Here is a 24,328-nt window from a genome sequence, read left to right on the forward strand (position 1 = left end):
AAAATCTACTGCGGATAATCCGTTAAGTTTTCAATGCCATGCGCCCCACACACACGGCATTCTGCATTGCGTTGGACATTGATTTTTCTAAAATCCATGCTCTTGGTGTCTACATGCAAGAGTTGGTTGGTGAGTAAGGGGAAACCTAGAAAATATTTAATCGCCTCAGAAGCTTGGATACAGCCCACAACGCCGGGCACAACCCCAAACAACCCCGCTTTAAACACGCTGTTAAGCTCTACACTTGGGGGCTTGTCAAAGACGCAAGCAAAGCACGCACTCTTTTTGGGCAAAATTGTGATGGTCTGCCCATGGTGCTTGAAAATCCCGGCATGGCTTAGGGGTTTACTTGCTAGAATACAAGCATCGTTGATTAAAAACTTGCTCGCAAAATTGTCGGTCGCATCGATGATAAAGTCGTAATCTTGAACTAAATGCAAGGCGTTTGTAGCGGTTAGCTTTTCAAAGTGGGTTTCAACCTGCACTTCAGGGTTTAGAGCCAACATTTTACGCTCGGCAGATTTGACCTTAGAGCTGTGGATTTCCTGTGTGGTGTGGATGATTTGGCGCTGTAAATTGTTCAATTCGATGATGTCAAAATCCAAAATCCCAATGCGCCCAATGCCTGCCGCCGCCAAATAAAAACAATTAGGCGAGCCAAGGCCCCCAGCCCCGATCACAAGCACGCTAGCACGAAGCAACCTCTCCTGTCCCTCCTCGCCCACATCCTCCAACATCAAATGCCGTTTATAGCGTTCTTTTTGGCTCTCTGTCATCTCTTTCCTTTCTTTCCTTAAGGGTTAATGTGTGCGATCCAAGCGGGTATGTGGGGCTGTTCGGCTTTTAAGCTTGTGGCGTGCCCGTGCCCGGGGTAAATGGCACAATCTGCCCTATCCAAAGCATAAAAGCGTTGCAAAGAATCCTTCATGTCTTGTGGGTTAGAGTAGGGGAAGTCATAACGCCCTATGCTTCTATAAAAGATAAAATCTCCACTAAAGAACACCCCGTTAACTTCAACAACACTACAACCCGGGGTGTGTCCGGGGAAGTGCCAATAGACGATCTCTACCCCACCCACCTCAAAAGAATAGTTCCCCTTGCACCCCTCAATGGGATGAATGTCCGCTTCTTTACAAGTGGGCTGTCCCAAGTTAAAGCAATCTGTGGTGAGCATAAACATATCCTCTTTGGGTGCATACAAGGGCACACTAGCCCAAGCCTGTTTCAAGGCAGCTACATCCCAGATATGGTCATAATGCCCATGCGTGATTAAGATAGCCAAGGGATTTTTGGCATGCTCTCGCACCCAAGAGCATGCGCCAACCCCCGGATCGATCACCAAATCGCCTTGCTTCAGTTGCAAGACATAACAATTTGTCTGCGCTGTGCCAAAAGCTTGTACTTTGATTTTAAACATTTTTCCATTCTAGCAAAATTTACCTAATTTTAGCCCTAGCCATTGCTTGATTTAGCGCCAAAATTAACCCAATGATCTCTGTCTTAAAGAGGGCTAGCTGTAGGGGGTGGATTGTGTTAGGGTTATTTTAACAGCCTACATGGCTAAATGCTGTGCTCTAGAATTTTTACGGCCTCAGCCCCCCTTAAGCTTAAAACCGCTATTATCACGTTTTGCTTCTAAGAAAGCTTGCATGGAAAAGGTGAAAGCTTTTTTCTAAAAAAGGCAGACTTAAAGCGTGTTATTTGATTTATTATTGTCAATAGCCTATGTAAAGGTAAAAACTACAAAGCCAAAAGAATTATACTCAATAAGGCGGTGTGGCTCTTATGCAACGCTCTAGCGGATATGCTAGAGTGGCAAACAAGATATTAAGAGTAGATGGTGGATGCCTTGGCAAAGAGAGGCGATGAAGGACGCACTAGACTGCGATAAGCTACGGGGAGCTGTCAAGAAGCATTGATCCGTAGGTGTCCGAATGGGGCAACCCAACTTACAGCAATGTAGGTTACTCTATTTATAGAGAGCGAACCTAGCGAAGTGAAACATCTCAGTAGCTAGAGGAAAAGAAATCAACGAGATTCCCTCAGTAGTGGCGAGCGAAAGGGGATAAGGGCAAACCGGGTGCTTGCACTCGGGGTTGAGGACGGCAACATTCAAGGGGTTTTTCTAGCAAAGTTGTTTGGAAAGACAAGCCATAGAAGGTGATAGCCCTGTATGCGAAAGATAAACCCTAGATAGCCGGATCCAGAGTAGGCCAGGACACGTGAAATCCGGGCTGAAGCCGGGGAGACCACTCTCCAACCCTAAATACTACTCTTTGACCGATAGCGCACAAGTACCGTGAGGGAAAGGTGAAAAGAACCGTGGGTAACGGAGTGAAATAGAACCTGAAACCATCTACTTACAATCATTCAAAGCCCTATGATTTATCAGGGTGATGGACTGCCTTTTGCATAATGATCCTGCGAGTTGTGGTGTCTGGCAAGGTTAAGTGAAAACGAGCCGTAGCGAAAGCGAGTCTGAATAGGGCGCTTTAGTCAGACGCTGCAGACCCGAAGCCAAGTGATCTATCCATGGCCAAGTTGAAACGAGTGTAACAGCTTGTGGAGGACTGAACCCGTGCCCATTGAAACGGGCTGGGATGAGCTGTGGATAGGGGTGAAAGGCCAAACAAACTTGGTGATAGCTGGTTCTCTTCGAAATATATTTAGGTATAGCCTCAAGTCATAGCAAAGGGGGGTAGAGCTCTGATTGGGCTAGGGCTGCTCGCCGCAGTACCAAACCCTGTCAAACTGCGAATACCCTTTGTTGTATCTTGGGAGTCAGGCGGTGGGTGATAAAATCAATCGTCAAGAGGGAAACAACCCAGACTACCAACTAAGGTCCCAAAGTTCTATTCTAAGTGGAAAAAGATGTGTGGCTACTCAAACAACCAGGAGGTTGGCTTAGAAGCAGCCATCCTTTAAAGAAAGCGTAACAGCTCACTGGTCTAGTGATCATGCGCTGAAAATATAACGGGGCTAAGATAGACACCGAAGTTGTAGATTGCTCTTAGGAGCAGTGGTAGAAGAGCGTTCTGTGCAGCGTTGAAGGCATACCGGTAAGGAGTGCTGGAGCGCACAGAAGTGAGCATGCAGGAATGAGTAGCGATAAGATGCGTAAGAATCGTATCCGCCGTAAATCTAAGGTTTCCTACGCGATGTTCGTCATCGTAGGGTTAGTCGGGTCCTAAGCCAAGTCCGAAAGGGGTAGGCGATGGAAAATAGGTTAATATTCCCATACCAATTGCAATGCGCGATGGGAGGACATAAAGTTAGGTGAGCCAGCTGATGGATGTGCTGGTCGAAGGGTGTAGATTGGGAGAGTGGCAAATCCGCTCCTGTATTTCAAACCTGACAGGCTCTCTAAGGCCTTCGGGCCAAGGGGAGAATCACTGACACTATCGTGCCAAGAAAAGTCTCTAAGTTTAGTTGCAATTGTCCGTACCGCAAACCGACACAGGTAGATGAGATGAGTATTCTAAGGCGCGTGGATGAACTCTCTTTAAGGAACTCTGCAAACTAGCACCGTAAGTTCGCGATAAGGTGTGCCACAGCAATGTGGTCTCAGCAAAGAGTCCCTCCCGACTGTTTACCAAAAACACAGCACTTTGCCAACTCGTAAGAGGAAGTATAAGGTGTGACGCCTGCCCGGTGCTCGAAGGTTAAGAGGATGGGTTAGCCGCAAGGCGAAGCTTTGAATTGAAGCCCGAGTAAACGGCGGCCGTAACTATAACGGTCCTAAGGTAGCGAAATTCCTTGTCGGTTAAATACCGACCTGCATGAATGGCGTAACGAGATGGGAGCTGTCTCAAAGAGAGATCCAGTGAAATTGTAGTGGAGGTGAAAATTCCTCCTACCCGCAGCAAGACGGAAAGACCCCGTGGACCTTTACTATAGCTTAGCACTGCTAATGGGAATGCCATGCGCAGGATAGGTGGGAGGCTTTGAAGCAGACACTTTGGTGTCTGTGGAGCCATCCTTGAGATACCACCCTTGGCGTTTTTGTTAGCTAACTGGCCTAAGTCATCCTTAGGCAGGACAATGCTTGGTGGGTAGTTTGACTGGGGCGGTCGCCTCCTAAAAAGTAACGGAGGCTTACAAAGGTTAGCTCATGGCGGTTGGAAATCGCCAGCTGAGTGTAATGGCACAAGCTAGCTTAACTGCAAGAGAGACAACTCAAGCAGAGACGAAAGTCGGTCATAGTGATCCGGTGGTTCTCGTGTGGAAGAGCCATCGCTCAAAGGATAAAAGGTACCCCGGGGATAACAGGCTGATCTCCCCCAAGAGCTCACATCGACGGGGAGGTTTGGCACCTCGATGTCGGCTCATCGCATCCTGGGGCTGGAGCAGGTCCCAAGGGTATGGCTGTTCGCCATTTAAAGCGGTACGCGAGCTGGGTTCAGAACGTCGTGAGACAGTTCGGTCCCTATCTGCTGTGGGCGTAGGAAAGCTGAGGAGAGCTGTCCCTAGTACGAGAGGACCGGGATGGACATGCCACTGGTGCACCAGTTGTTCTGCCAAGAGCACCGCTGGGTAGCCACGCATGGTTGTGATAAGAGCTGAAAGCATCTAAGCTCGAAGCCAACTCCAAGATAAGCTTTCCCTGAAGCTCGCATGAAGACTACTATGTTTGATAGGGTGGGTGTGTAAGTGCAGCAATGCACTCAGCTAACCACTACTAATAGAGCGTTTGGCTTGTTTGCTTGTATAAAAGCTTCACTGCCTTATTGAGTGTAATGAAGGCTTGTAGAAAGACCCACATAGACTATTGATTTAAAGCGTTGCTTTTTATCGCTTTGTTTGCTTTTTGTCAATAAAAATGCTAGAATGGTGTTTTTATTTTAGGGATGGCTTAGCTCTAACCTGAGCCATCCCTGATTCTTCTAAGGCTTTAAACTTAGAATGGTCGAATCTAAGCCCTTAAGACAAGGGCTTAACCCGAGGTTCTCTTAAAACTTTAAGAGAACCGCAAGCCTTAAAAAGCTTTGCTGAAAAAGCTCTGCTTTTTTCCCGTGTCCCTAGAAGAGAGGAAATACCCAGCCCCATCCCGAACCTGGAAGTCAAGCTCTCTTACGCCGATGATACTGCCCTTTGCAAGGGTGGGAAAGTAGGGTGATGCGGGGGGTTTGTTTTAAGTGTTTTTTAGTTTTTTATGCTACAATTCCTCAATTCCTCAATTCCTCAATTCCTCAATTCCTCAATTCCTCAATTCCTCAATTCCTCAATTCCTCAATTCCTCAATTCCTCAATTCCTCAATTCCTCAATTCCTCAATTCCTCAATTCCTCAATTCCTCAATTCCTCAATTCCTTGGGGTGAGAGATATGAGCAATTATGAAAATGAAGAAGGTTGTAAATTGAGGAAGATGGTAAAAACTAATTCTATTGGAGGCAAAGATGCAAGTTAGCAATGAAAAAGAGTTGGCTGAGGCGATTGAAAATGGGGAAAATTCCATTGAGATAGTGGGCGATTTTTCAAAAAAGATCGTTAAAATCAAAGCGACTGGCGATGTAGCGTGGGGCATTGCTATTGCTGCTATTGCGGCAGCTGTTGCTATTGTTATTGCGAGTGGCGGACTTGGAGCACCTGCTAGTCTTTTTACGGCGGCAGGAGCTGTAGGGATTCTTGGAACTGGTCCTACCATTTCGGCAGTTACCATTGCGGTTGCGGCTGGGGGTGTCGGCGTGTTGAACAAATTGCGAGGCTACGATTTAAAAAAGATTTCTGACAATCATGTCATTCTCACTAAGGCGTGAGGAGAGGAGAATCCAATGGCTTATTACAAAAACCAAGAGGACATGTTTAGACAAAGAGCAGAAAATAACAAAAAACAAGGCGACTACCACTACGCCCAAAGCAAGGAAGCAGAAGCAAGAGGGGATAAAAGAAGCCGCTAAAAGCCACATGGCACAAGCGCAATATCAATACAAATCTCAAAAGCAAAACGAGGCGAAGGCTGAAGAACATAAGGGCAAGGGGTGGTAGAGAGAAAGGGGAGGTAATTACGCCCCTTTTGCAAATGTAGAAAAAAAGGGGGGGTTGGAGGCATGTTACAACCATACGACAAGGATAAGGTCGACATTTTTGAAACACACTTGGTATTGCCTCCATTAAAAACCCTAAATAAAGCTAGTCTTTAGTGTTGTTTTTTTCAAAAACGGCGGCAACGCGTTGCTCTCCCCCGATCTCTGTGGTGTAATAAGATTCGCGCATGGCATAGTAAATAGAGTCTAAATCGGCAACCTTGCAGACAACTAACTTGCCATCTTTAAATATTTTTGGTCGGTATTTTTTGGCGTATTGTAAATAGGCATTCCGCTTTCTTGAATCACCATTCTTTGTAAAAATCTCCAAGCATCCCTCTTTGAGTAAAGCATTGATTCGGGCAAGTTTGGTTTTTGGCATGTCTGCTTTCAGGGTATCCCAATCTAAATCAAATGACAAATACGGATGGTTGTCATCCTTTGCAATGCGTTGCAGTTGTTCCTTAACTTCTTGAACCTTATGGGTAAAAAAGTGGGGAAACACGCGCTTCAAGTCCTCAATGTTTTTAAAATAAAGTTTTCCTATTTCCCCTATTTCTTGTTTCCAATAAACATCTGTGCGATCTTGGATCAAAATGATGGGTTTATTTTCAATCTGTAGCTCTTCGTTTAAAAAGTATAAAAAGGCTTTCTTAATGATAGAGCCTTGTCTAATCGCCTGAAAGTATGCTTTAATAATCTTTTTTCCCTCGTGTTCCATGTTCTGTTCTTCTGTGCATACAAACAATGTTTGAAGCTGGTCTTCCCTTTTCTCATTATTCTTATCCTTTTTCAAAATATCTAGGTCAATCTTATTGACGCTGGTTGTGTCTCCATGGATCACAAGTGCATAATCTTTGAGAATCTTTATGGGGTCTTGGACTTGGATATAAAAACCTCTCCTTTTTCTAAATTTCTCTCAGGCTCTTTCTCATAATCTATCTCTTTTTTGTATGTTTCAAACTTTTTAAAGTCCCATGTCCCCTCCAAAGGCACATCACCCACAAGATAGTTTTCTCCTTGTATGTGGCAATAGAGTATAGACATCACCATTTCCTTTGCTTATACTGATCTAAAAAAACAAACTCTTTAAGTCGAATGAGCTGGTATTGTTTTTCTACTTTGAGATTCCTTTTTGAAATCAAAAACACCTTATATTTTGCATGTTCGTGGGAATCACCAGTGATTTGGCTAGGGTCAATGGAAATTTCGTAAAAGTTGTATCCAAAAAATAATAGATAAGGGTTGAAGCAGGAAAACTTTCCCATAATGATAAAGGAATAAATGAGTCCAAACACTACAAAAAACATATCCCGATTCTCAAGACCAACTGCAATGACGAAATAGGCAATATAAACAGGGATGTATTTAGGCTCTGCGACTTCGACCATCTCCACAGCGCACATTTTATCTGTTACTGGTATATATCTTGCAACAAGGCACACATACAACCAAGACAATAGGGCACAAACTCCAAATCCAACCACCGCAAATAAAAGATGAGATAAAGTGAAGGGCGCATGGCATTTGTGTGGATTGTTTAGGTAAAAAATGACCCCTGCAGGTGTGAGTGAGAGCCCCACATAGATAAAATAGAAAAAACCTAAAAGTGTCCTCATGCCCAAACTCCCTTTGTGCATCAAGCTGGATTTTTTGGATTCTAAGATATAAAAGTAATCCTAAGATTATTTTTTGTACGCATTAAGACAAATAGAGGCATCACTCTATTCAAGGCATAGTCCCCATAGAAATACGCTAAAATCCCCCCATGTTCAACCAAAACATCTTTCTCTTGCTCTTAGTGCAAGGTTTTAGCGGGGCGGTGGTTGCGCTTTTGACCTTTAGCAGCGCGCTAGCGGGGCAGTGGCTTTTGGGCGCACCACTCTAGCCACTTTGCCTATTACAACTACGCTTACGGGGGCGTTTATTGCCGTATCGTTTCCAGCTTCCATCTTTTCAAGGTGGGGGAGAAAAAAGGCATTTTTGGGCGCGTCTTTGTTTGGTGTCATGGGTGGGTGTTTAGCCATTGTGGCATTACTCGTTAAAAGTTCTACTCTCTTTTGTCTCGCCACTTTTTTGCTAGGCTTTTTCACAGCCCTCAACCAGTTTTATCGCTTTTTAGCCCTAGAAGCCATTAACGCAACACACCAAAACACCCAAAATAGGGCCAGCTCTTGTGGTGAGTGGGGGCATTTTAGGGGGCATTTTAGGGCCTCATTTAGGCAATATGGGGGTGCATCTCTTCAGCGTGCCCTTTGTGGGTTCTTTTGCTTTTGTGGGCTTGCTCTGTGCGCTTAATATGGCATTTAGCTCTTTGCTCAAGTTAAAACCCTTTAGCCCTAAAGAAAGTTCCAAAGTCCCTCTAAAAATCCTCTTAAAAGAACCCCATTTTCTCTTAGCCACCTGTGCGTGTGACTTAAGCTTTGGCTTGATGACTTTAGTGATGAGTGCCACGCCTTTAGCCATGCATGCACATAGTTTTAGCCTTGCGTTGAGCAAAAGCGTACTTGTGATGCGTTTTGTGGCGATGGTTGCGCCCAGTTTGTTTTTAGTCTTTAGCAAGAGATTAAGCCCTATGCACTTGGTTGCGCTTGGCATGTTGTGTTATGTGGGGTGAGCGTCCTTGCGCTTTGTAGTGCCAGCTTGTTCGCCTTTTTTATGTCCTTGGTGTTGGTGGGGGTGGGCTGGGCACTTAGTTTTAACGGGGGCACTTTTATGCTCAATGCCCTTAAGTCTAAGCATAAACTGCAACTACAAGGCTTGAATAGCATGTTTGTCTTTGGGGCAAATTTGTTGGCAAGCTCAAGTGTGGGCTTGATCCTTGCCTATGGGAATTGTGGGGTGTTGCAAGGGGTGGTGTTGGGGGTGATTGGGGGTTTGGAGTGCTCTTTATGTTAAAATAACAGCTCAGCAAGCCCTTTAGGAAAGCCATATGCCAAAACAATACCTTTACATTGTCCAAGCCAGCCATGAGAGCACGCGTTGCAAAATTGGCATCACCAACGATTTAGCGCGTAGGCTCAAAGAATACAACCAAATGACTGGTAAATCCAGCGACAACACCTACAGCTACCTTTTTACTTGCGAAGTTGCCAATATGCGTGCGATCGAGCAGGACATCAAAAACGCTTTTGCCCACTTAAGAGAAGTGCACACCCGTGAGATTTATTTTTATAACCCAAGTTTGTTTGAAACTTATTTAAGTTTCATCAAAGCCCACCCCTTATTTTTAGCCCAAGTGAGCATCAAAGAGTCTAAGCAACAACGCACCCTAAAGCCCCTCACCACGCCCAGCATGCAAGAGCGGGGCGTTACCAGAAAGACCCTACTAGATAGAGCCAAGCGTATCAAATACGATGAGTTTTACACAAGATACGAGGATGTGGAAAATGAGCTGTCTAAATACCCCCTAAAGATATGGCGGGATAAGGTGGTCTTTTGTAATTGCGATGATGCGATTGGGGAGAATAGAGATTATACAGACTCGTCTGCCTTTGCGCTTTACTTCTTAAGGCACTTCTTTAGGCTCAAGCTTAAAAAACTCATTTGTACCCACTATGGGGGCAGTCCGGTGGATTTATTCAGTGCAGGGGCAAAGGGTTATATCTTCACCAAAGAGGGGGCGCGTGAAATGAAGTACTCGCCTCGCCACTATGGTGGGGGGTTTGAGGAAAAGGAGTCCTTAAGGATTTTAAACGAGGAAGCGGATATTGTTTGCACCAATCCGCCTTTTTCACGGGCGATTGACTATTGGAAAATCCTCATCAAAAGCAAAAAGAAGTTCATTATTTTATCCAATATTACCATCCCCATCAGCACCGCTTGTATCCCCTATTTTGCTAAAAGACAAGCGTGGGCAGGGTTTAATAGCGTGGATTGGTTTCTTAACCCAAAAAGGCAATTAGTGCGGGCAGCGGCACACTTTTTTACAAACTTTACCATTAAAAATCGAGCTAATATTTCTAGACTCAAGCTTGTCCCCCTAGCAGACATCCCCGACACCTATAAAAAATATGATGATGACGGGGTGCTCTTAGTGGAAAACAACTACATCCCCACAGATTACGATCTACCCTTTGCAGTGTCGGCACGGCAAATTGTCAATGGCGTGCTGGAGTGTGGGTATAAAGTCGCCCACCTTAAACAATATGACCCCTGTGTTGAAGGCAAGATAAAATTTAAAAGGGTTTTGCTCTGCAAGGCGTGAATGGGTGGGGATTATAAGGGGCTTACTGGTTTTGAGAGAAAGCTACATGGCACAAGTGCAATACCAATACAAATCCCAAAAGCAAAATGAGGCTAAGGCTGAGGAGCACAAGGGTAAGGGGTGGTAGCCTAGAGACAGGAGAGGTATGCTCTTTTAGAGTGCGGAAAAGGTGGGGATGTGCGGGGCTTGTGCTACAACCGTGTGATGAGGATCAAAAAATCAGTGTCTTTTGGCACACGCTCGGCATTGCCTCCATTAAAAACGTTAAGCCAATTTAGTCTTTAGCATTATTTTTTTCAAAAACAGCAGCAAACCGTTGCTCTCCTCCTATTTCTGTGGTGTAATAGGCTTCACGCATGGCATGATAGAGAGGGTCCAAATCGGCAACCTTGCAGATCACCAACTTGTTATCTTTAAGGATTTGAGGTCGGTATTTTTGGGCGTATTTTAGGTAGTCGTTCCGTTTTCTTGGATCGCCATTTTTTGTAAAAATCTCCAAGTTTCCCTTTTACAGTAAAAAATCGATTCTAGCTAATTTTGTTCTTGGAAGAGAGGATTTGATTGTATCTAAATCTAAATTTAAGCGCAAGTAGTGGTAATCAGGGCTCTTGATAGCCATAAGTCCCTGTCTGAGATCTTGAACTTTTTCTTCAAACAAGTGAGGTAACACACGCTCAACATCTCCAATTTTTTTAAAATAAAGTTTCTCTGTCGCTTGACTCCAATAAGCATCTACCTGATCGCGAAGCAAAATAATTGGTTTATTTTCAACCGATGGATTCTCATCCAAAAATAGAGAACACCCTTCTTAATCATAGCACCTTGTCTAATCACTTGAAAGTATAATTTAACATTTTTGTTTTCGTCTGTACGCACAAACAGCACTTTGGATCTGTCTCCATTCTCGTCATCCCTTTCCAAAACCCTTAGATCAATCTTATTAATGGCAGATGGTTCGTCATTAATCACCAATTCATGATCTTTGAGTTTTCATGGGAGCTTTGATAAAAAACGCCTCATCCTTTTTTAAATTGCTCCCATGTTCTTCTAGATAATCGCGCTCTTTGTATTTTCCATTTACATTAAAATTCCATATACCCTCCAAAGGTATGTCGCCTACATAGTAATTTTCACCTTACATGCTACAATAGAGCGCAGACATTGCTATTCCTTTTCCTCATTTTTGTTAATCCTCGTTGTCTAAAAAAGTAAAACCGTTGAGTCTGATCAGTTCTTTGTATTGTATTAATGTAACAGCAAACCAATTCTTGCGAATTTAAAAGTTATAAATGTAAATACTTGGAACACATTGAGTTAATTTTGATGAAATATAGCAACGAGGATTTACCAACCATTAAGCACTGCTACAATGTGGGAACACTGCGCAAGGGATAGCTAGATTAATCCAATGAAAAGCCCCCTTCAATAACTCTTTGCCATTTTCTTTATCTTTGAGTTTATAGGCATTGCCCCATATGTCTTTAGCGTTTTTAAGATTATCTAAATTGTCTAGTAAAAATTGCTTTTTAACCCCTAAAGCTAATAAAAAGAGTTGGTTTTGTAATTTTCTAAAGTCGGCATTAAACCAAGGATTGGATTTTTGCAAATCCTCATAGGATAAAGAAAATCTAGGGGCTTAATTGCGTTGTCTTGGGTGTTTGATATGCGGGTTATCTTTTGTGCTAAACTTTCTAAGTCCTTGGTGCCTTGATTGACAAACCGATTAAAATTTTCTTGTAGGGTTTGTCGCTCTTGGCCTATGTTTGAAGCTTGTAGCCGTTGTAATTCTGCCAAAAGGCGGTTATAGTGGGCTTGGCTTTCCTTCTTTTGTTGGGCAAAATCCTTGAGGTTTTCTAGAATTTGTTGTTCTTGTTCTGTTTGCAACTTAAAATTAGGGGTTTTAAAGACCCGAGCGAAAAAGCTGGGTTTATTAGACTCTAAAACCCGTTGTTCCTCTTTAAGGTTTGTAAGTATGTGTCTATACTAGACAAATGCGCTTGGACTTGCTCAATTTTTTGTTGCAAGGCTTGTTTTTTGTTTCGATATTGGTTTTATCATGCTCTAGTTCATAGAGTTTTGCATTCAATGTATTCAGGGCGCTTGTCCATAGGTGTGGCAAATGTAAAGAGAAACTAATGAGTGGATATAGTCTTAGAATGCTCTAGGATTGCCACAATCGATTTTGTGGGGTCGGTGGTTTTTGTCAAAGTCGCGCTGTATAACCCAATTAAGCAGAAGCGCAAAACACCACGTTGCATAAAAAAGCTCCAAAAAGCCCAAATTAACCACAAAACTCTTGTTTCAAAAACCAAAGAAAACCTAGAATGTGTGTCTTTTACATTTTAAACGCCCCAGAGCGTTAAGAGTGGTTAAGAAAACTTATGGGTTAGGGGTGTTGTTGTTGACTGTAGGGGATTTTAGGGGGCTAGAAGTGGTATTCACACAAATAACACGCAAATAAAACGAAATGACAAAAAGTCAACGTTGGCTTTTAAAAAGTGTTTGGCTGAGCTTTAGGGTGTTGTGTTGCAAGTTCAAGTTCTAGTGCATTAGACCATTTTAGCCTAATCTACTTTTTGGGCTTGATAAAGAATAAAGTCCAAATTTAGGGGTGTTTAGCAAGGCTGTAACTTAGCGTATGAGTCCCTAACCTAACACCCCATAATGAGCATTCTTGCGTTAAAATGCAAGTGCGGAAATACAGAGCACAAGTATTTTTATAGAGTAGCTAGAAAAGCTTAAGGATTTGAAAACACGATATGTAATCGCACGCCTCTTATAGGTTTTGGAGAAAAACGGACATTTGGCGATTGTAAACACATTGTGGGTTGTGCAATTTTTGAGTCACACATACACACGGGACCGGGTTACCGGCTGTATGTGGCTAAACAAGGCGGGGCGTTGGTGATTTTGCTGTGTGGAGGTGATAAAAGCGCGCAACAAAAGGATATAATCAAGGTGCAAGAAATCTTAAAGGATTTTCATGGCTGAAACTTTTGAAAATTTTAGTGTAGCAGAGGCTCTCAACACCGATGAAAGACGCACGGCGCATCTTAACGCCGTTCTAGAGGATGGCGATTTTGAAGAAATCAAGGACGCTCTAGCCGTGATTGCCGAGTCTAAAGGCGTGGAGTTACCCCCCTTTGAGGGCGAGGCTTGGTTTTTGGAGGTTATAAAAAAACTAGGCTTTGGCTTGCAAGCTTTGGAGGCTAAAAAATGCCAAAGTGCCTAATATGGAGCGTTGAGTGGATTTAAGTCCTTATCTTAACAAGGTGTTTAGGGCGGATTGTTTGGACTTCTTGGTCAAACTGCCCGACTCTTGCATTGATTGCATTTTGATAGATCCACCCTATTGTAGCGGAGGCGTTAAGTCCCTGAATGCTCACAACACAAACACGACTGCCAAGTATGGCACAGACCGCTCCATCGCCTACTACGACTTTGTGGGCGATGGCAAAGACCAGCGGGTGTGGGGGCTTTGGATGCAAAGCGTTTTTCGCCAATTTGAAAGGGTGCTTAAAAATAATTCTTTCTTTTTTAGTGAACAGGAGGTCTAAAGTTGCTTGATGTTAACCAAAAAATCCACGCCATAGACACTGCCCTAGAGCATGTCTTAAACGGGCCAAAAGAGGGCGTGGAGATCAGCGAATACGAAATCGATGGCTTGCGGGTGAAAAAACGTAACCCCATTGAGCTCATCAAAGAGTTACAAAAACTAAAGGGGGCATTGGTGGCTAAAACACGCCCACGCTATTTGCGATATGTGTTTTAGGAGTGCCGTGTGGATTTTTTAGACCTATTTAAAAGAACGCCTAAACCCTTAACTGATTTTAAGGAGCATCACAAGAAATTGCTGAGCAATAAGATCCCTTATGATATGGTAGGTAAAAAGAAGATTTTAGGGATTTATTCCAAATTCAAGTCTCTATACAAAAATATCGTGTTTTTGTTATGCAAAACCGCCACACGGGTTATAGCTCTGATCCGCCTTTCAGCTTGCAGTTGCGCACAGACGGGGTTGGGTATGGATTTGAGGAAATTAAGGAAAAGGTGTAAGTCTGGAGGGATAATTTGAAAAAGATTATTGTCAATGCATCTTATACTTTGGGTAAAGTAACAGGAATTGGCGTATATAGTCTTGCTTTGATCCACGCCTTAGAAAAACGTTTTCGAGATACAGATGTAGATTTGGTTTACTACGCTAATGGCAAGCTTTTTAATGATTTGCCTAGCTTGGAAAAATTCCAATCACTCGCCATGCCCAACAGTTTTGTCAAATCATCCAGAGACATCTTAAAAAAATGGTTGCCTAAATGGCTTTTTTGGTTAGCATGTTATTTCTCCTACAACATACTCCACAAAACCATGAATAGAGGATTATTCCAAGAAACCTACGACTTGTGTATCGAGCCGGGTGTCTTGGGTATTTTGGGGATTAATGGTAAAACTAGGAAGACCTTAGGGTGTGTTCATGATATACCGCCATGTGATATGGAGGCATGGCGTTGCAAGCCAGAAACATATACGATTTGGGAATTTTTCATTTTTCCACAAATCCGCACTTACGATCAAGTCATCTGTTTTACAGAAACTGTCAGAAAAGATATTTTAAAAACCTTTGGATTTTCTGAGACTAAAGTGCATGTGATACACCATGGCGTGAGATCCTATAGACAGACTTCAGAAGATCTACCACCAAATTTAGGAGAATTCATTTTAGTGGTGGGCAAGGCACGGCGTAAAAACATTAAAAATCTCATCAAAGCCTTTGAATTGTTACCCGCAGCCTCCAAGCAGCGTTTTAAGATCGTGATCACGGGGGTGGAGAATGGGCCAATAGATAGGGGGGAAGATAATGCCATCGCTTCTAGCGATTTTGTGATCGATCTAGGCTATGTTTCTGACTCTTTGCTCTCTGCCCTTTATGCTCACGCCAGATTATTGTGGTGGGGCTCTCTAGCCGAAGGCTTTGGTTTGCCCATGTTAGAAGCGATGCATGTGGGTTGTGTGGTGCTTTCTAGCGATGTGTCTTGTATGCCAGAAATTCTAGGCGACGCAGGGATCTATTGTAATCCTTATAATGTGCAAGATATAGCTAAACAACTAGAAAGAGCCTTGACTGATGAAGCATTAAGAACTGAATGTATTGCCAAAGGCTTTGAAAGAGTGAAACTCTTTGATTTTGAAGAGAGTATGCGCAAGCATATTGAGATAGTAGAAAAGATGTTGGATTGATTGGCTATGATGTCTTTTTGTGTGGCATCTTAAGATAGATTAACAGCGTTGGTGTAGGGTTTTTACGCCTCGAATCTTGTCTTACTGTCTATTCTCGGATTCACTGCTATCCTTTTATTCTAACGGCTTTGAGCTTTTTGAAAGAGGTGGGAGATTTTGTTATAAAACTCTTGGAATATTTTGCAGGTTTACCAGGATTCTTGGGTTTTGATGATGTTTTTGTGTGGCTTCTCGGGTGTATTGTCATTGATAATCTGTCGGAGAGCTTCTAGATCTTTGATCACTTTCTAATGTTTTACATTAATGAGAGTGTCTATTAGGGGTCTAGGGCGCTGCCAAGCGTGCTGACAAATCCACGACAATGTTGCAGCATGTTTGGAACTTTAATCGGGCTTAGAGAATTTGGAGGGCAAGGGGTTGTGCAGTACTCTCATTTGAGCGTGTAAGAGTTGGACAAATAAAGAGAGAAAAAGGGGGTTTTGGTGTTGTTAAAATATAGGTAGCTGGCTAAAGGCATCGTATAAAACGAGCTAGGTTGCAATCTTGGCACAGATATATTTATCATCATTTCTATTCTCTCCCCACCTTTTCGTCATAGAAGACTAGAGGCAATGTCCTGTTTAATTTCTCGTGCTTATACACCATTTAATACCGTGGCAGTCTATTTGGTTTAGGTAATCATAGTTATATCGCGATCATGCCCATGAGTTTTTTTCACACACACGCATAGACCACCTCTCAATGTTTGATTTCTTTAAGAATATTCTAAAATTCCTAAGAACTTATCAAAGATTAAAACAGCATAATTGATGAAATTGAGATTTGCTTCCAAATTTGATTTTGTTTTTATCCTTAAAATCTCCCCCAATCCCTCCCGCCCCCAAACCATAGTTTGATACTCCCAACCCCAAACCTTCCGCTCTACGACCCTTTAAAAGTGCTTTAACGCTATGTTTAATTTACTTTATTTTATTTTACCTTATCAAAGATACAAAAATACCGAGGACATGTTTTCAAAAAACCCGCTCAATCAACTTTTCAACAAATTAAAAATTTTTTTCATAAAAGAAATGTGTAACACGGGCAAGCACACCCGCACGCGGTTTTAAAAAAGTAGTTTTTATATTTAGTTTTTAAGATGTTAACAGGTATGGCAAAGGGGGTTTCATGGAAAAATCACAGTTTTAGCATGGAGAAATTGCGGTAACCTTGAAATATTTTTTATAAAGTTTGTTATAATCATCCTAATTTTTCACTGAAACTTAAAGAAAAAACATGAGAAACGGCTACAAAAAACGCCATAACTCAAAGACTTAAAACCTTAAAAATGACTTAGATAGATAGCTTTAATATTTTAGTGCTCTAGAGACACAATGTAGCAATAGAGACTATAAAACGCTCGCACATTTTGATACTTTGATAACTGACCTACAGAGAGTTAGACAACACCACAAGTCCCATGTTACAAGAGGGGCTAGAAATAGGTATTAGGGATTGCATAGAAAACTTGCAAAATGTTCTAACCACACAGACAGAGATAGACTTAAAGGATAAACCACAGAGCGTACAACCAACTATAAAAGTTGCTACCACCACTAAAAACAACACCATAGAAGTTGTACCCCCACAAGACTCCCCTAAAGAAATCCCACAGCAAGAGCCACAAAAAGCCTTGGCCCCCGTAGTGCAGAAACCTACACCCAAGGCCACAAAAGAGACCACAAAAGCCCCCATTTTGGCAAAAGACTTGAGCATTGCTAATCGGGGAAAATCATTATGGATAACAACATCTATAAGGTTAATCTAGGCATGCTAGGTGAGCTTGAGAACAATCTATTCTTTAGCCTTTTTAATCGCTTAAAAGACAAAAAAGACTTTATTATCCGTTTTAACCCAAAAGAGTTAAAGGCTTTAGCAGGTGACCCTTATATGCCTAATGAAAGGTTGCGCAGAACAACCATTAACCTTTTTAACAATATTGCAGGGGCTAATTTTGATTTAATTATAAAATTTGCGGATGGGAGGTCTGAACAGAATAAAATACTATTCTTTCGGCGTTTTGCTGTCGGGTATGATAAAAATAAAAACATTGAGTACTTGGATATACAAGTCAATGACCCCTACTTTACCTACTTGCTAAATGACTTAGAAGCGAACTTCACCACAATGCAACTCCAAACCTTTGTAGACCTAAGCGGCAAATACACCAAGAATTTATTTAGGCTGCTAGAGCGGTTTAAAAACACTACGGATAAGAAAGGGACTTTTAAGGTGTATGTATACGAAAATAATCTTGAAGGTTTTTGTGCCTTTATGGGAATCCCTAAAGGTTTTAGAAAAGACAACATAGGTAGCCGTGTACTAAACCCAACTATCAAACAACTCACCCAAAAACTCCCCACAAGCCCCCATGAACCCCCTACAAATCCATTAAAGTCATCAAGAACAAAGCAAGAGCGCGGGGAGCAAAAGTGCTAGGCTACACCTTTGAAGTTGCCATAAACCCCGCTATGCAAGAGTTAGAAAAAGCCCTAGAAAATGCCAAAGTCCCTAGACTCAAATACTTCAGCAAAAAGACATTAAAATCCTTAATGACTGCCTACACAAGTATGTGGATGTAGTGCTCAAAGACAAAGATAGCAATCCCTTTAGCATCCCCCTTGCCACCATAGAACAGATCATCCCCACTAAAGACAGCAAAGCTCTCATTGTGCAGTTTAGAGCCTCGCCCCACACAAGCCACCATTTAAGTAGATCTTTGTTGTAAACCTTTAACAAGGCAAATTCCCTAAAAGCCCTAGAAAAGGCAAGTTATTAAAGATCTATACAACCGATGAAAGGCATCTTAAAAGCTTTAAAAACCATGAAAAACCCCTAACCCCCTTGGAAAATTAGGTATTAGCTAATAATGCGATACATTCACTCGTCCTTGAGTGTGTAGGCAATGGGGATTCTTATGCGCACGATTTGTTTAGGTGTGGGGAAGAGACTTGAGGCTTCTTTGACGGCTTGCAAGGCGGCGTGGTCTAAAATGTCTGAGCCTGAGCTTTTAGAGATTTTAATGTCTGTGGTGCTGCCGTTGGTGTTTAGCACAAACTCCACCAACACTTCGCCTTCAATCTCTCGAATCATTGCCATACGGGGGTAGCGGTTCTTAGAGGAAATCGCCATTTGGATTTTCATCAAGAAGGCATCGCTCACGCCCTGATTGTATGCCATTGAGCTGGTTTTTGCCCCTTGAGAAGTTTTGTTAGACTCCTGAGGCTTCTTAGGCTCTTGTTTCTTGTCTAAGTCTTTGGCTTTGGTCTGCTCCTCTTTTTTGGGCTCAGGCTTTGGCTCTTCTTTGGGTTTGGGCTCAGGCTTTGGTTTAGGTTTGGGAGTGGGCTTAGGTTCAGGCTTTGGCTCGGGTTTAGGTTTAGGGGTGGGCTTTGGTTTGGGTTTGGGTTTATGGTGGGGGTGGGGTTTTGGTTTGGGTTCTTGTTTGGGGGTTGTTTGGGTGGGGTGGGGGTTTGCTGTGTGTGTTCTAGGTGAGTGGCGTGCGTGTCGATGCTGGCTAGGCTCATCGTGATGCTTTTATTGCCAGATTGCGCCAGACTTTTTGGGTGATCTTGCATGTAATGAAAAGCCACCAAAAACCCCAAAGCGTATAAAACGCTTGTGATGACAAAGCTTACACGGGTAGATGACCTACTTTTTTTCTGTAGAGATGGAGAAGTTTTCATGGTTTAGGTCTTTGAGAACATCAATGATTTCTATAAAAGTGCCAAACTTTGAATCTTTATCGCTGCGCAAATCCACTAAGGTTTTGGGGTCTAGTGATTTGATGAGTGCGCGCAACTCTTCCACACTCTTTTGTTTGTCGTCTATAAAAATCCCATCGTTTTTATCCACTACAATCGTAATTTTCTTCTCTTGTGGAGGGGCTTTTTGGGCACTGCTCGCGCTGGGCAAATTAACCTTGATCTTGCCCTCAGCAATGAAAGTAGACACGCTTAAGACCAACGCTAGCAACACCAACATCACATCAATGAAAGGGACGATGTTTAGCCCATCGCCCCTCCTTAGTTTAGAGCGCATTAGGCACCCTTTTTACGCATGAGACGAAAATTCTCAGACAGCACATCGCTTTTACGCAACATAGCGTTGTAAGCCACCAAGGTGGGGATCGCCACGATCAGCCCAAAAGCTGTGGCCTTTAGAGCTAAAGATAAGCCCAAAGTGATGGCTTTTGCGTCTAGTCCTGTGGAGCTGGTGCTCATGTCATAGAAAGTCACCATCACACCCAAAACCGTGCCAAGCAAGCCCACATAGGGCGCATTTGAGAAGACAATATAAAGAGTCGTGAGGTTCTTGCTTAGGTCTAAATCGAGCCGATCGGGGTCGTCATACAAGCTAAAATCGAGCTTGCTATAAAAAATGATGCGCTCAATGGTGAACCATATCGCCACAAAACTCATCACCCCCAAAGTTACAAAGATCGCAATGTCCACATATTCACCAATCACCTTAACAGAGAGTCCAGATTCCATAGCTGTCCTTCAAACAAAAATAAGTGTTGACTATATTACATTTGTAATAAAAAGTCAAGGAAAAATATTTTCAAATAACAACGATGATAAATGTAGTTTTTGTTATCTCAAAAACTCTACACAGAAGAAACACTACACTAAGAGATACAATCATATCTGTTATGGTTACGCTGGCTGGTCGTAGGAGGATTTAGAAGTAATTTGCATGCCATAGCGTTTCGCCTACGCACCCATGCCTTATGTGCTTTCCTCCCTTTTTGCCAAAAATTGTCTAAAAGCCCACTTACCTATCCACGCCATATATATTAGCATTGGAATTAAGGCTTTATTTGTGTTGCCTATTTCTGCTACTCTCATAAAAATACTCTTGTGCTTTATTTGGCGTGGGTTGCACTTTATTTTAAGCCACTCTGAAAATCAAGGGTGTTTAAGTCCTTAATTATATCCACAACTTAGATTGCATTAATTGCAAGCTGGCTTACTATCACAAGTTTTCTAAGCCTACAATATGGTCTTTTGCAGTTATAGCACTTCTTTTTCAAGTTTCTGTAAGTGTAGTGGTTGGATTTTGGATTGAACAAAGATGTCGCAGAACAACACAGCTATATTACCTCCAATCAACTATTCATACAGATAACATCAAAATTACTGTTAGCAATGTCATCTCAATATGGTTTTAGAAAATGGGACACAACAGAATTTAATGCTCCCTTGTAGATGTTGCTGGGTCTAAAGCGTAGAGTTATCCGCCTTTGAGGGCGGAGTGCTTGAGATTTTAAAGGTTTTTAGAAAATTGGGTTTCATATATGAAACACCAGAAGTGCGAAAATACCACTCAGCCCAACGGAAAAAACCTACTATATTTTGATTTGGCGATCGTAAGTGTACTTAATGGTTCAAAAGACGAGATAGAACTAAGCGAATACGAGATCGATGGGTTAAGGCTTAAAAACACAACTCCATTGAGCTCATTGGAGAGCTTCAAAAATTCGTGTGCGTTAGTGCTAAAAGTCTGCCCTAGATACATTCAGCACCACTTTAAGGGCGTTAGGTGTTATAAGATTACTCAGCTTCTTTAAAAAGCACCTAAACTCCCTAAATATCTAGTATTCAATATCTAATATCTAATATCTAAGACAACTTTTATATCGCACCCCAAGTTTAAATCCACTCAGAGATTGAAAGGCAATAGACTTTTAGACTGCTTAACAACACCCAAGCTAACACTTACTTTGTCCACTTAAGCACATGGCAAGAAGCATAGAACTAAACGGTCCTCTCATTATGGGGTGTCGCACTTTGGATAGAGAGATCCATGGGACGATGGGATTATGTTAGAATGGCTAATCCCAATGTTGCACTCAACACCCACATTGAAGTGGCATTTTTGCGCTAGTGGGGATAGTGGCGCAAGTCAATGTTAAAATGCCCATACTAGAATTTAAAAATAAATTTAAAAAGCAAAATGCCAAGACGGTACAAAAACCTTAAGGTGTGCTGTCTGTAGGCTTTATAGACATACCTAGAATAAACAATAGATACTAAGTAGATTAAGAACAAAGAGAGATATTTTTAGAAAGGAATTACCGTACCTTTAGACTTCAGCGTATGGAGCGCACGGCATAAAAGATAAAATCGTGTCTTTAGATTTAAATTTTGTCAACACCATATTTAGCTAGCTCTATTTGCTTTGCAATGCTTGCTCTACTACTTCTTTAGCGTCTTTTGCCCTTTGGAAAATCACTTAGCTTAGTGTGGCAAGAAAACTTACAGACGGGGTGTATTTAGGGTGTGGAGTGAAGGCAAAGCCTTCGATCTTGTCTAACAACTCCAAATGACGAGGTGTGGCGTGCATTTTTACAAGCTTGTCAAAGCGGTGATTAAAATAACTTTTAAAAAACGGGTATTTACGGCCTAGCTTGAAATGATTGACAACTTGATCGCTCTTACCCCCTTTAATGAAATTAATGAACGCCCGCCCATTGTCAAAGATAGGAGCAGGTTTAATGAGCTCATTTGTGTCGTTGTCAATCAACATCCCAAGATTACCCAAATGCCGATCCACATTGCCAATAATGGCATCAAAGAGCATTAGATCACTCAAGGCTTGCTTACCCATCACCGCCTCTATGGCTTGCTCTAATTCTTACGCACTGGGAGGTTAACACATCTTGGTATTGCCACCTATCAAGTAGGGTTAGAGAAAACTAAGTCAATTGCATGCGAGGATTGAACTCTATGCCTAGAGCCTTAAGCAGGGTTTTAAAAGAAAAATAAATCCTTTGAGGGTCTAGGTCTTTTAAAATAAAGACCAACTGGGAGGCTTTTTCCTGTGTTTTGCCTAAATGCGTGGGTGGGTAAATGATGTGTTGCACACCATTGAGTGCAATGCATTGTCCAGAATTTGTTCTTAAAATGCCCTTGGTGCGTAAAATTGCATTGCCGTGCTTGTAAAGTAAAAAGCTCAGCCACAGAGTGAATGCGCTCCAATCTAGTAATTCTTCAAATTCCATGCATAATGTTCTAAAATTCTGGTGCGCGCTCGTAAAAACGATGTCCTTTTTTACAAAAGTGCCTTGTTGCAACAGGGCACTTAAATCCATGCGCGCCTTGTCATGGATCGTGGCAGTGGGATTGGTGCTTTGTATGCATGCCCTAAGCTTCTCAAAGTCATTTTGTAAGTCTGTCTTAGTAACCACCACCACATCGGAGGCAGTAATTTGATTTTGCGCCTCTATGTTTTCTTTTAGGTGTGAAAAACCATGCACGGCGTCTAAACAGGTGATCACGCTTTGGGGGAAAAAATGCTGACTTAAAAAGACATCATTTAGGAGACTAAAAAGAATAGGAGCAGGATTAGCAATACCGGTTGTCTCAAGGATCACATGGCTAATACGATCTTGATCGATCAACTCTTTAAGACAATCTATCAAATCTTGGCGGTAAGCGCAGCACACACAGCCACCTTGCAACAAACGCACATTTTCTTGGATAAAACACAAGTGGGTCAAAATTTGCGCATCTAAGCCCATCTGCCCCCGCTCATTCACCACTACGGCAATAGACTTATCTCTATGGCATTCTAAAATCTGGGCTAATAGCGTAGTTTTACCACTGCCTAAAAAGCCCGTGAGGATAATGACAGGGATCTTAGCCACAATCTAAAAAAGCTAGCAGATCTGGGTCTAAAATATCCAGTGGTCTGTTGCTTAAATTTTGGGCTTTGTAACACAGATCACCTAAATCTCTAACGAGCTCCTTGCGTCCCTTTTGATCCTCTAAAACGAATTGATTTCCCCACACACTCAGTTTCAATCCATAGAATTTCAAGATGAGATTCGCCACCTTGAGTTTTTGAATCCTTGAGCGCAAGCGACCTTGCTGAGTGCTCACATCGCTCCAATGCAGGGCAGTATTCAAATCCGCGCACAACACACACATTATTTTTTTCTAGGACAACGCGCAACAAAATCACTAGCAATGGTGTTAAAGTCCACCCAACGCACGCCTTTATGGCGGTTGATGTATTGGATAATGCGCTCGTGCATTCTTAAGACTTGTGGTCTACCGCTCACATCTGGATGAATGGTCATACAAAAGATCGCATAATCCATCTCATGATAAACCCAATCAAACTGCTCTAACCAAAGTTCTTCGATATGGCGAGGTGGGATGAAGCCAAAACTATTAGGGGCTTTTTTGATAAACATCATGGGGGGCAGATCGTCTAAATACCAATTCCCCGGAATCTCTACCAAATCGGTTTCTTTGCCCCGCACCAAAGGTTTCATCCAATCCTTAGCCTCTAGGCTGTAATCAATCTTAGTCCAAGAATCTCCCACACGCACATAGTAGGGCGTGAAATCATTGTGCATCAAAGAGTGATCGTATTTAATCCCGTGTTTTAAGAGCAACTCATTAGTCACACTAGAAAACTCCCACCAAGGCGCGACATAACCTGTGGGGTTTTTGTCGGTTAAATTCTTAATCAGTCCAATGGTCTTGATCAAAACATCCTCTTCTTGTTTGGCTGTCATGACAATAGGATTTTCATGAGAATAGCCATGCAAGCCAATTTCATGTCCAGCTTCTACAATCATTTTAACCTGATCGGGAAAAGTCTCTATGGAGTGCCCCGGTATAAACCAAGTGGCAGGCAAATGATATTTTTTAAATAAATTCAAGAGCCTAGGAACCCCGATCTCACCAGCAAACAGCCCTCTTGAGATGTCATCAGGCGAATCCTCGCCCCCATAACTACCCAGCCAACCCGCTACAGCATCAATATCCACACCATAAGCCACCAAAATTTCTTTTGCCACTCTTTACTCCTT

General features: G+C 42.4%; 27 protein-coding genes, 2 rRNA genes and 1 pseudogene. 15 read left to right on the top strand and 15 right to left on the bottom strand.

The window, feature by feature from the left end:
* Positions 1 to 5 precede the first annotated feature (5 nt).
* Both K6J74_RS04785 and K6J74_RS04790 read right to left on the bottom strand, forming a co-directional pair.
* Positions 6 to 776: a HesA/MoeB/ThiF family protein gene (locus tag K6J74_RS04785; RefSeq protein WP_221271167.1), complete on the bottom strand. Its 771-nt coding sequence runs from the start codon at positions 774 to 776 to the stop codon at positions 6 to 8.
* A gap of 17 nt (positions 777 to 793) precedes the next feature.
* Positions 794 to 1,417 (bottom strand): MBL fold metallo-hydrolase, encoded by a 624-nt coding sequence (locus tag K6J74_RS04790; RefSeq protein ID WP_221271168.1) that lies wholly within the window; start codon positions 1,415 to 1,417, stop codon positions 794 to 796.
* Between the two features lie 400 nt (positions 1,418 to 1,817).
* On the opposite strand from K6J74_RS04790, the gene K6J74_RS04795 reads away from it, so the two are divergent.
* From K6J74_RS04795 to K6J74_RS08590, 4 genes are all read left to right on the top strand, one after another.
* A 23S ribosomal RNA gene (locus tag K6J74_RS04795) occupies positions 1,818 to 4,703 on the top strand.
* Between the two features lie 305 nt (positions 4,704 to 5,008).
* A 5S ribosomal RNA gene (gene rrf / locus K6J74_RS04800) occupies positions 5,009 to 5,124 on the top strand.
* Between the two features lie 272 nt (positions 5,125 to 5,396).
* Positions 5,397 to 5,756: a hypothetical protein gene (locus K6J74_RS04805; protein WP_221271169.1), complete on the top strand. Its 360-nt coding sequence runs from the start codon at positions 5,397 to 5,399 to the stop codon at positions 5,754 to 5,756.
* A gap of 15 nt (positions 5,757 to 5,771) precedes the next feature.
* The gene (locus K6J74_RS08590) at positions 5,772 to 5,897 is read left to right on the top strand and encodes a hypothetical protein (protein WP_260321525.1); all 126 of its coding nucleotides are present in this window, start codon (positions 5,772 to 5,774) and stop codon (positions 5,895 to 5,897) included.
* 232 nt (positions 5,898 to 6,129) lie between these two features.
* Here K6J74_RS08590 and K6J74_RS04810 read toward each other — a convergent pair whose 3' ends face one another.
* From K6J74_RS04810 to K6J74_RS04820, 3 genes are read right to left on the bottom strand one after another with little or no spacing between them, the layout of a single operon-like run.
* Positions 6,130 to 6,867, bottom strand: a complete 738-nt coding sequence (locus K6J74_RS04810; protein WP_221271170.1) for a hypothetical protein — start codon at positions 6,865 to 6,867, stop codon at positions 6,130 to 6,132.
* Between the two features lie 23 nt (positions 6,868 to 6,890).
* Positions 6,891 to 7,070, bottom strand: a complete 180-nt coding sequence (locus K6J74_RS04815) for a hypothetical protein (protein ID WP_221271171.1) — start codon at positions 7,068 to 7,070, stop codon at positions 6,891 to 6,893.
* Complete coding sequence (locus tag K6J74_RS04820; protein WP_221271172.1) at positions 7,070 to 7,642, bottom strand: hypothetical protein; 573 nt, start codon at positions 7,640 to 7,642, stop codon at positions 7,070 to 7,072. The genes K6J74_RS04815 and K6J74_RS04820 overlap by 1 nt, the downstream gene beginning before the upstream one ends.
* 560 nt (positions 7,643 to 8,202) lie before the next feature.
* Between K6J74_RS04820 and K6J74_RS08595 the strand changes: the two genes are divergently transcribed.
* The 3 genes from K6J74_RS08595 to K6J74_RS04830 are packed head-to-tail and all read left to right on the top strand — an operon-like array spanning position 8,203 to position 10,230.
* Complete coding sequence (locus K6J74_RS08595; RefSeq protein WP_260321526.1) at positions 8,203 to 8,640, top strand: hypothetical protein; 438 nt, start codon at positions 8,203 to 8,205, stop codon at positions 8,638 to 8,640.
* 26 nt (positions 8,641 to 8,666) lie between these two features.
* Positions 8,667 to 8,921 (top strand): hypothetical protein, encoded by a 255-nt coding sequence (locus K6J74_RS08600; RefSeq protein WP_260321527.1) that lies wholly within the window; start codon positions 8,667 to 8,669, stop codon positions 8,919 to 8,921.
* A 34-nt stretch (positions 8,922 to 8,955) separates the two neighbouring features.
* Entirely contained in the window at positions 8,956 to 10,230 is a 1,275-nt protein-coding gene (locus tag K6J74_RS04830; protein WP_221271173.1) for an adenine-specific methyltransferase EcoRI family protein, read from the top strand.
* Between the two features lie 274 nt (positions 10,231 to 10,504).
* On the opposite strand, the gene K6J74_RS04835 is transcribed toward K6J74_RS04830, so the two are convergent.
* The 3 genes from K6J74_RS04835 to K6J74_RS04845 all read right to left on the bottom strand — a co-directional run bounded on the left by K6J74_RS04835 (position 10,505) and on the right by K6J74_RS04845 (position 11,836).
* Positions 10,505 to 10,729 (bottom strand): hypothetical protein, encoded by a 225-nt coding sequence (locus K6J74_RS04835; RefSeq protein WP_221271174.1) that lies wholly within the window; start codon positions 10,727 to 10,729, stop codon positions 10,505 to 10,507.
* Positions 10,730 to 10,738: 9 nt separating this feature from the next.
* Positions 10,739 to 11,020: a hypothetical protein gene (locus K6J74_RS04840; RefSeq protein ID WP_221271175.1), complete on the bottom strand. Its 282-nt coding sequence runs from the start codon at positions 11,018 to 11,020 to the stop codon at positions 10,739 to 10,741.
* A 564-nt stretch (positions 11,021 to 11,584) separates the two neighbouring features.
* The gene (locus tag K6J74_RS04845; protein WP_221271176.1) at positions 11,585 to 11,836 is read right to left on the bottom strand and encodes a hypothetical protein; all 252 of its coding nucleotides are present in this window, start codon (positions 11,834 to 11,836) and stop codon (positions 11,585 to 11,587) included.
* 1,217 nt (positions 11,837 to 13,053) lie between these two features.
* On the opposite strand from K6J74_RS04845, the gene K6J74_RS04850 reads away from it, so the two are divergent.
* From K6J74_RS04850 to K6J74_RS04885, 8 genes are all read left to right on the top strand, one after another.
* Positions 13,054 to 13,221: a type II toxin-antitoxin system RelE/ParE family toxin gene (locus K6J74_RS04850; protein ID WP_260321528.1), complete on the top strand. Its 168-nt coding sequence runs from the start codon at positions 13,054 to 13,056 to the stop codon at positions 13,219 to 13,221.
* A complete protein-coding gene (locus K6J74_RS04855; protein WP_221271177.1) occupies positions 13,214 to 13,462 on the top strand; it encodes a helix-turn-helix domain-containing transcriptional regulator in 249 nt (82 codons plus the stop codon). The genes K6J74_RS04850 and K6J74_RS04855 overlap by 8 nt, the downstream gene beginning before the upstream one ends.
* A gap of 13 nt (positions 13,463 to 13,475) precedes the next feature.
* Entirely contained in the window at positions 13,476 to 13,787 is a 312-nt protein-coding gene (locus K6J74_RS04860) for a class I SAM-dependent methyltransferase (protein ID WP_221271178.1), read from the top strand.
* Positions 13,788 to 13,789: 2 nt separating this feature from the next.
* Positions 13,790 to 14,002: a hypothetical protein gene (locus K6J74_RS04865; protein ID WP_221271179.1), complete on the top strand. Its 213-nt coding sequence runs from the start codon at positions 13,790 to 13,792 to the stop codon at positions 14,000 to 14,002.
* Positions 14,003 to 14,301: 299 nt separating this feature from the next.
* Positions 14,302 to 15,465: a glycosyltransferase family 4 protein gene (locus K6J74_RS04870; protein WP_221271180.1), complete on the top strand. Its 1,164-nt coding sequence runs from the start codon at positions 14,302 to 14,304 to the stop codon at positions 15,463 to 15,465.
* A gap of 1,776 nt (positions 15,466 to 17,241) precedes the next feature.
* On the top strand, positions 17,242 to 17,943 hold the full coding sequence (locus K6J74_RS04875) for a replication initiation protein (protein WP_221271181.1): 702 nt from the start codon (positions 17,242 to 17,244) through the stop codon (positions 17,941 to 17,943).
* Positions 17,937 to 18,086 carry a hypothetical protein gene (locus tag K6J74_RS04880; RefSeq protein ID WP_221271182.1) on the top strand — a complete coding sequence of 50 codons (150 nt, stop codon included), beginning with the start codon at positions 17,937 to 17,939 and terminating at the stop codon, positions 18,084 to 18,086. The genes K6J74_RS04875 and K6J74_RS04880 overlap by 7 nt, the downstream gene beginning before the upstream one ends.
* Positions 18,077 to 18,232 (top strand): hypothetical protein, encoded by a 156-nt coding sequence (locus tag K6J74_RS04885; RefSeq protein WP_221271183.1) that lies wholly within the window; start codon positions 18,077 to 18,079, stop codon positions 18,230 to 18,232. Before K6J74_RS04880 ends, K6J74_RS04885 begins: the two co-directional genes overlap by 10 nt.
* A gap of 152 nt (positions 18,233 to 18,384) precedes the next feature.
* Here K6J74_RS04885 and K6J74_RS04890 read toward each other — a convergent pair.
* From K6J74_RS04890 to K6J74_RS04920, 7 genes and pseudogenes are all read right to left on the bottom strand, one after another.
* Positions 18,385 to 19,187, bottom strand: a pseudogene (locus tag K6J74_RS04890) (energy transducer TonB).
* Positions 19,153 to 19,542: a TonB system transport protein ExbD gene (gene exbD, locus K6J74_RS04895; RefSeq protein ID WP_221271184.1), complete on the bottom strand. Its 390-nt coding sequence runs from the start codon at positions 19,540 to 19,542 to the stop codon at positions 19,153 to 19,155. The pseudogene K6J74_RS04890 and the gene exbD overlap by 35 nt, the downstream one beginning before the upstream one ends.
* Complete coding sequence (gene exbB, locus K6J74_RS04900) at positions 19,542 to 19,994, bottom strand: TonB-system energizer ExbB (protein ID WP_221271185.1); 453 nt, start codon at positions 19,992 to 19,994, stop codon at positions 19,542 to 19,544. The genes exbD and exbB overlap by 1 nt, the downstream gene beginning before the upstream one ends.
* A 1,744-nt stretch (positions 19,995 to 21,738) precedes the next feature.
* A complete protein-coding gene (locus K6J74_RS04905) occupies positions 21,739 to 22,113 on the bottom strand; it encodes a hypothetical protein (protein ID WP_221271186.1) in 375 nt (124 codons plus the stop codon).
* Between the two features lie 88 nt (positions 22,114 to 22,201).
* Positions 22,202 to 23,152, bottom strand: a complete 951-nt coding sequence (locus K6J74_RS04910) for a CobW family GTP-binding protein (RefSeq protein WP_221271187.1) — start codon at positions 23,150 to 23,152, stop codon at positions 22,202 to 22,204.
* Positions 23,145 to 23,435, bottom strand: coding sequence for a hypothetical protein (locus K6J74_RS04915; protein ID WP_221271188.1), 291 nt, complete (start codon positions 23,433 to 23,435; stop codon positions 23,145 to 23,147). Before K6J74_RS04915 ends, K6J74_RS04910 begins: the two co-directional genes overlap by 8 nt.
* Positions 23,435 to 24,316 (bottom strand): polysaccharide deacetylase family protein, encoded by an 882-nt coding sequence (locus K6J74_RS04920; RefSeq protein WP_221271189.1) that lies wholly within the window; start codon positions 24,314 to 24,316, stop codon positions 23,435 to 23,437. The genes K6J74_RS04915 and K6J74_RS04920 overlap by 1 nt, the downstream gene beginning before the upstream one ends.
* Between the last annotated feature and the right edge of the window lie 12 nt (positions 24,317 to 24,328).

Origin of the sequence: Helicobacter sp. NHP19-012, assembly GCF_019703325.1 — a bacterium.
Lineage (GTDB): Bacteria > Campylobacterota > Campylobacteria > Campylobacterales > Helicobacteraceae > Helicobacter > Helicobacter gastrofelis.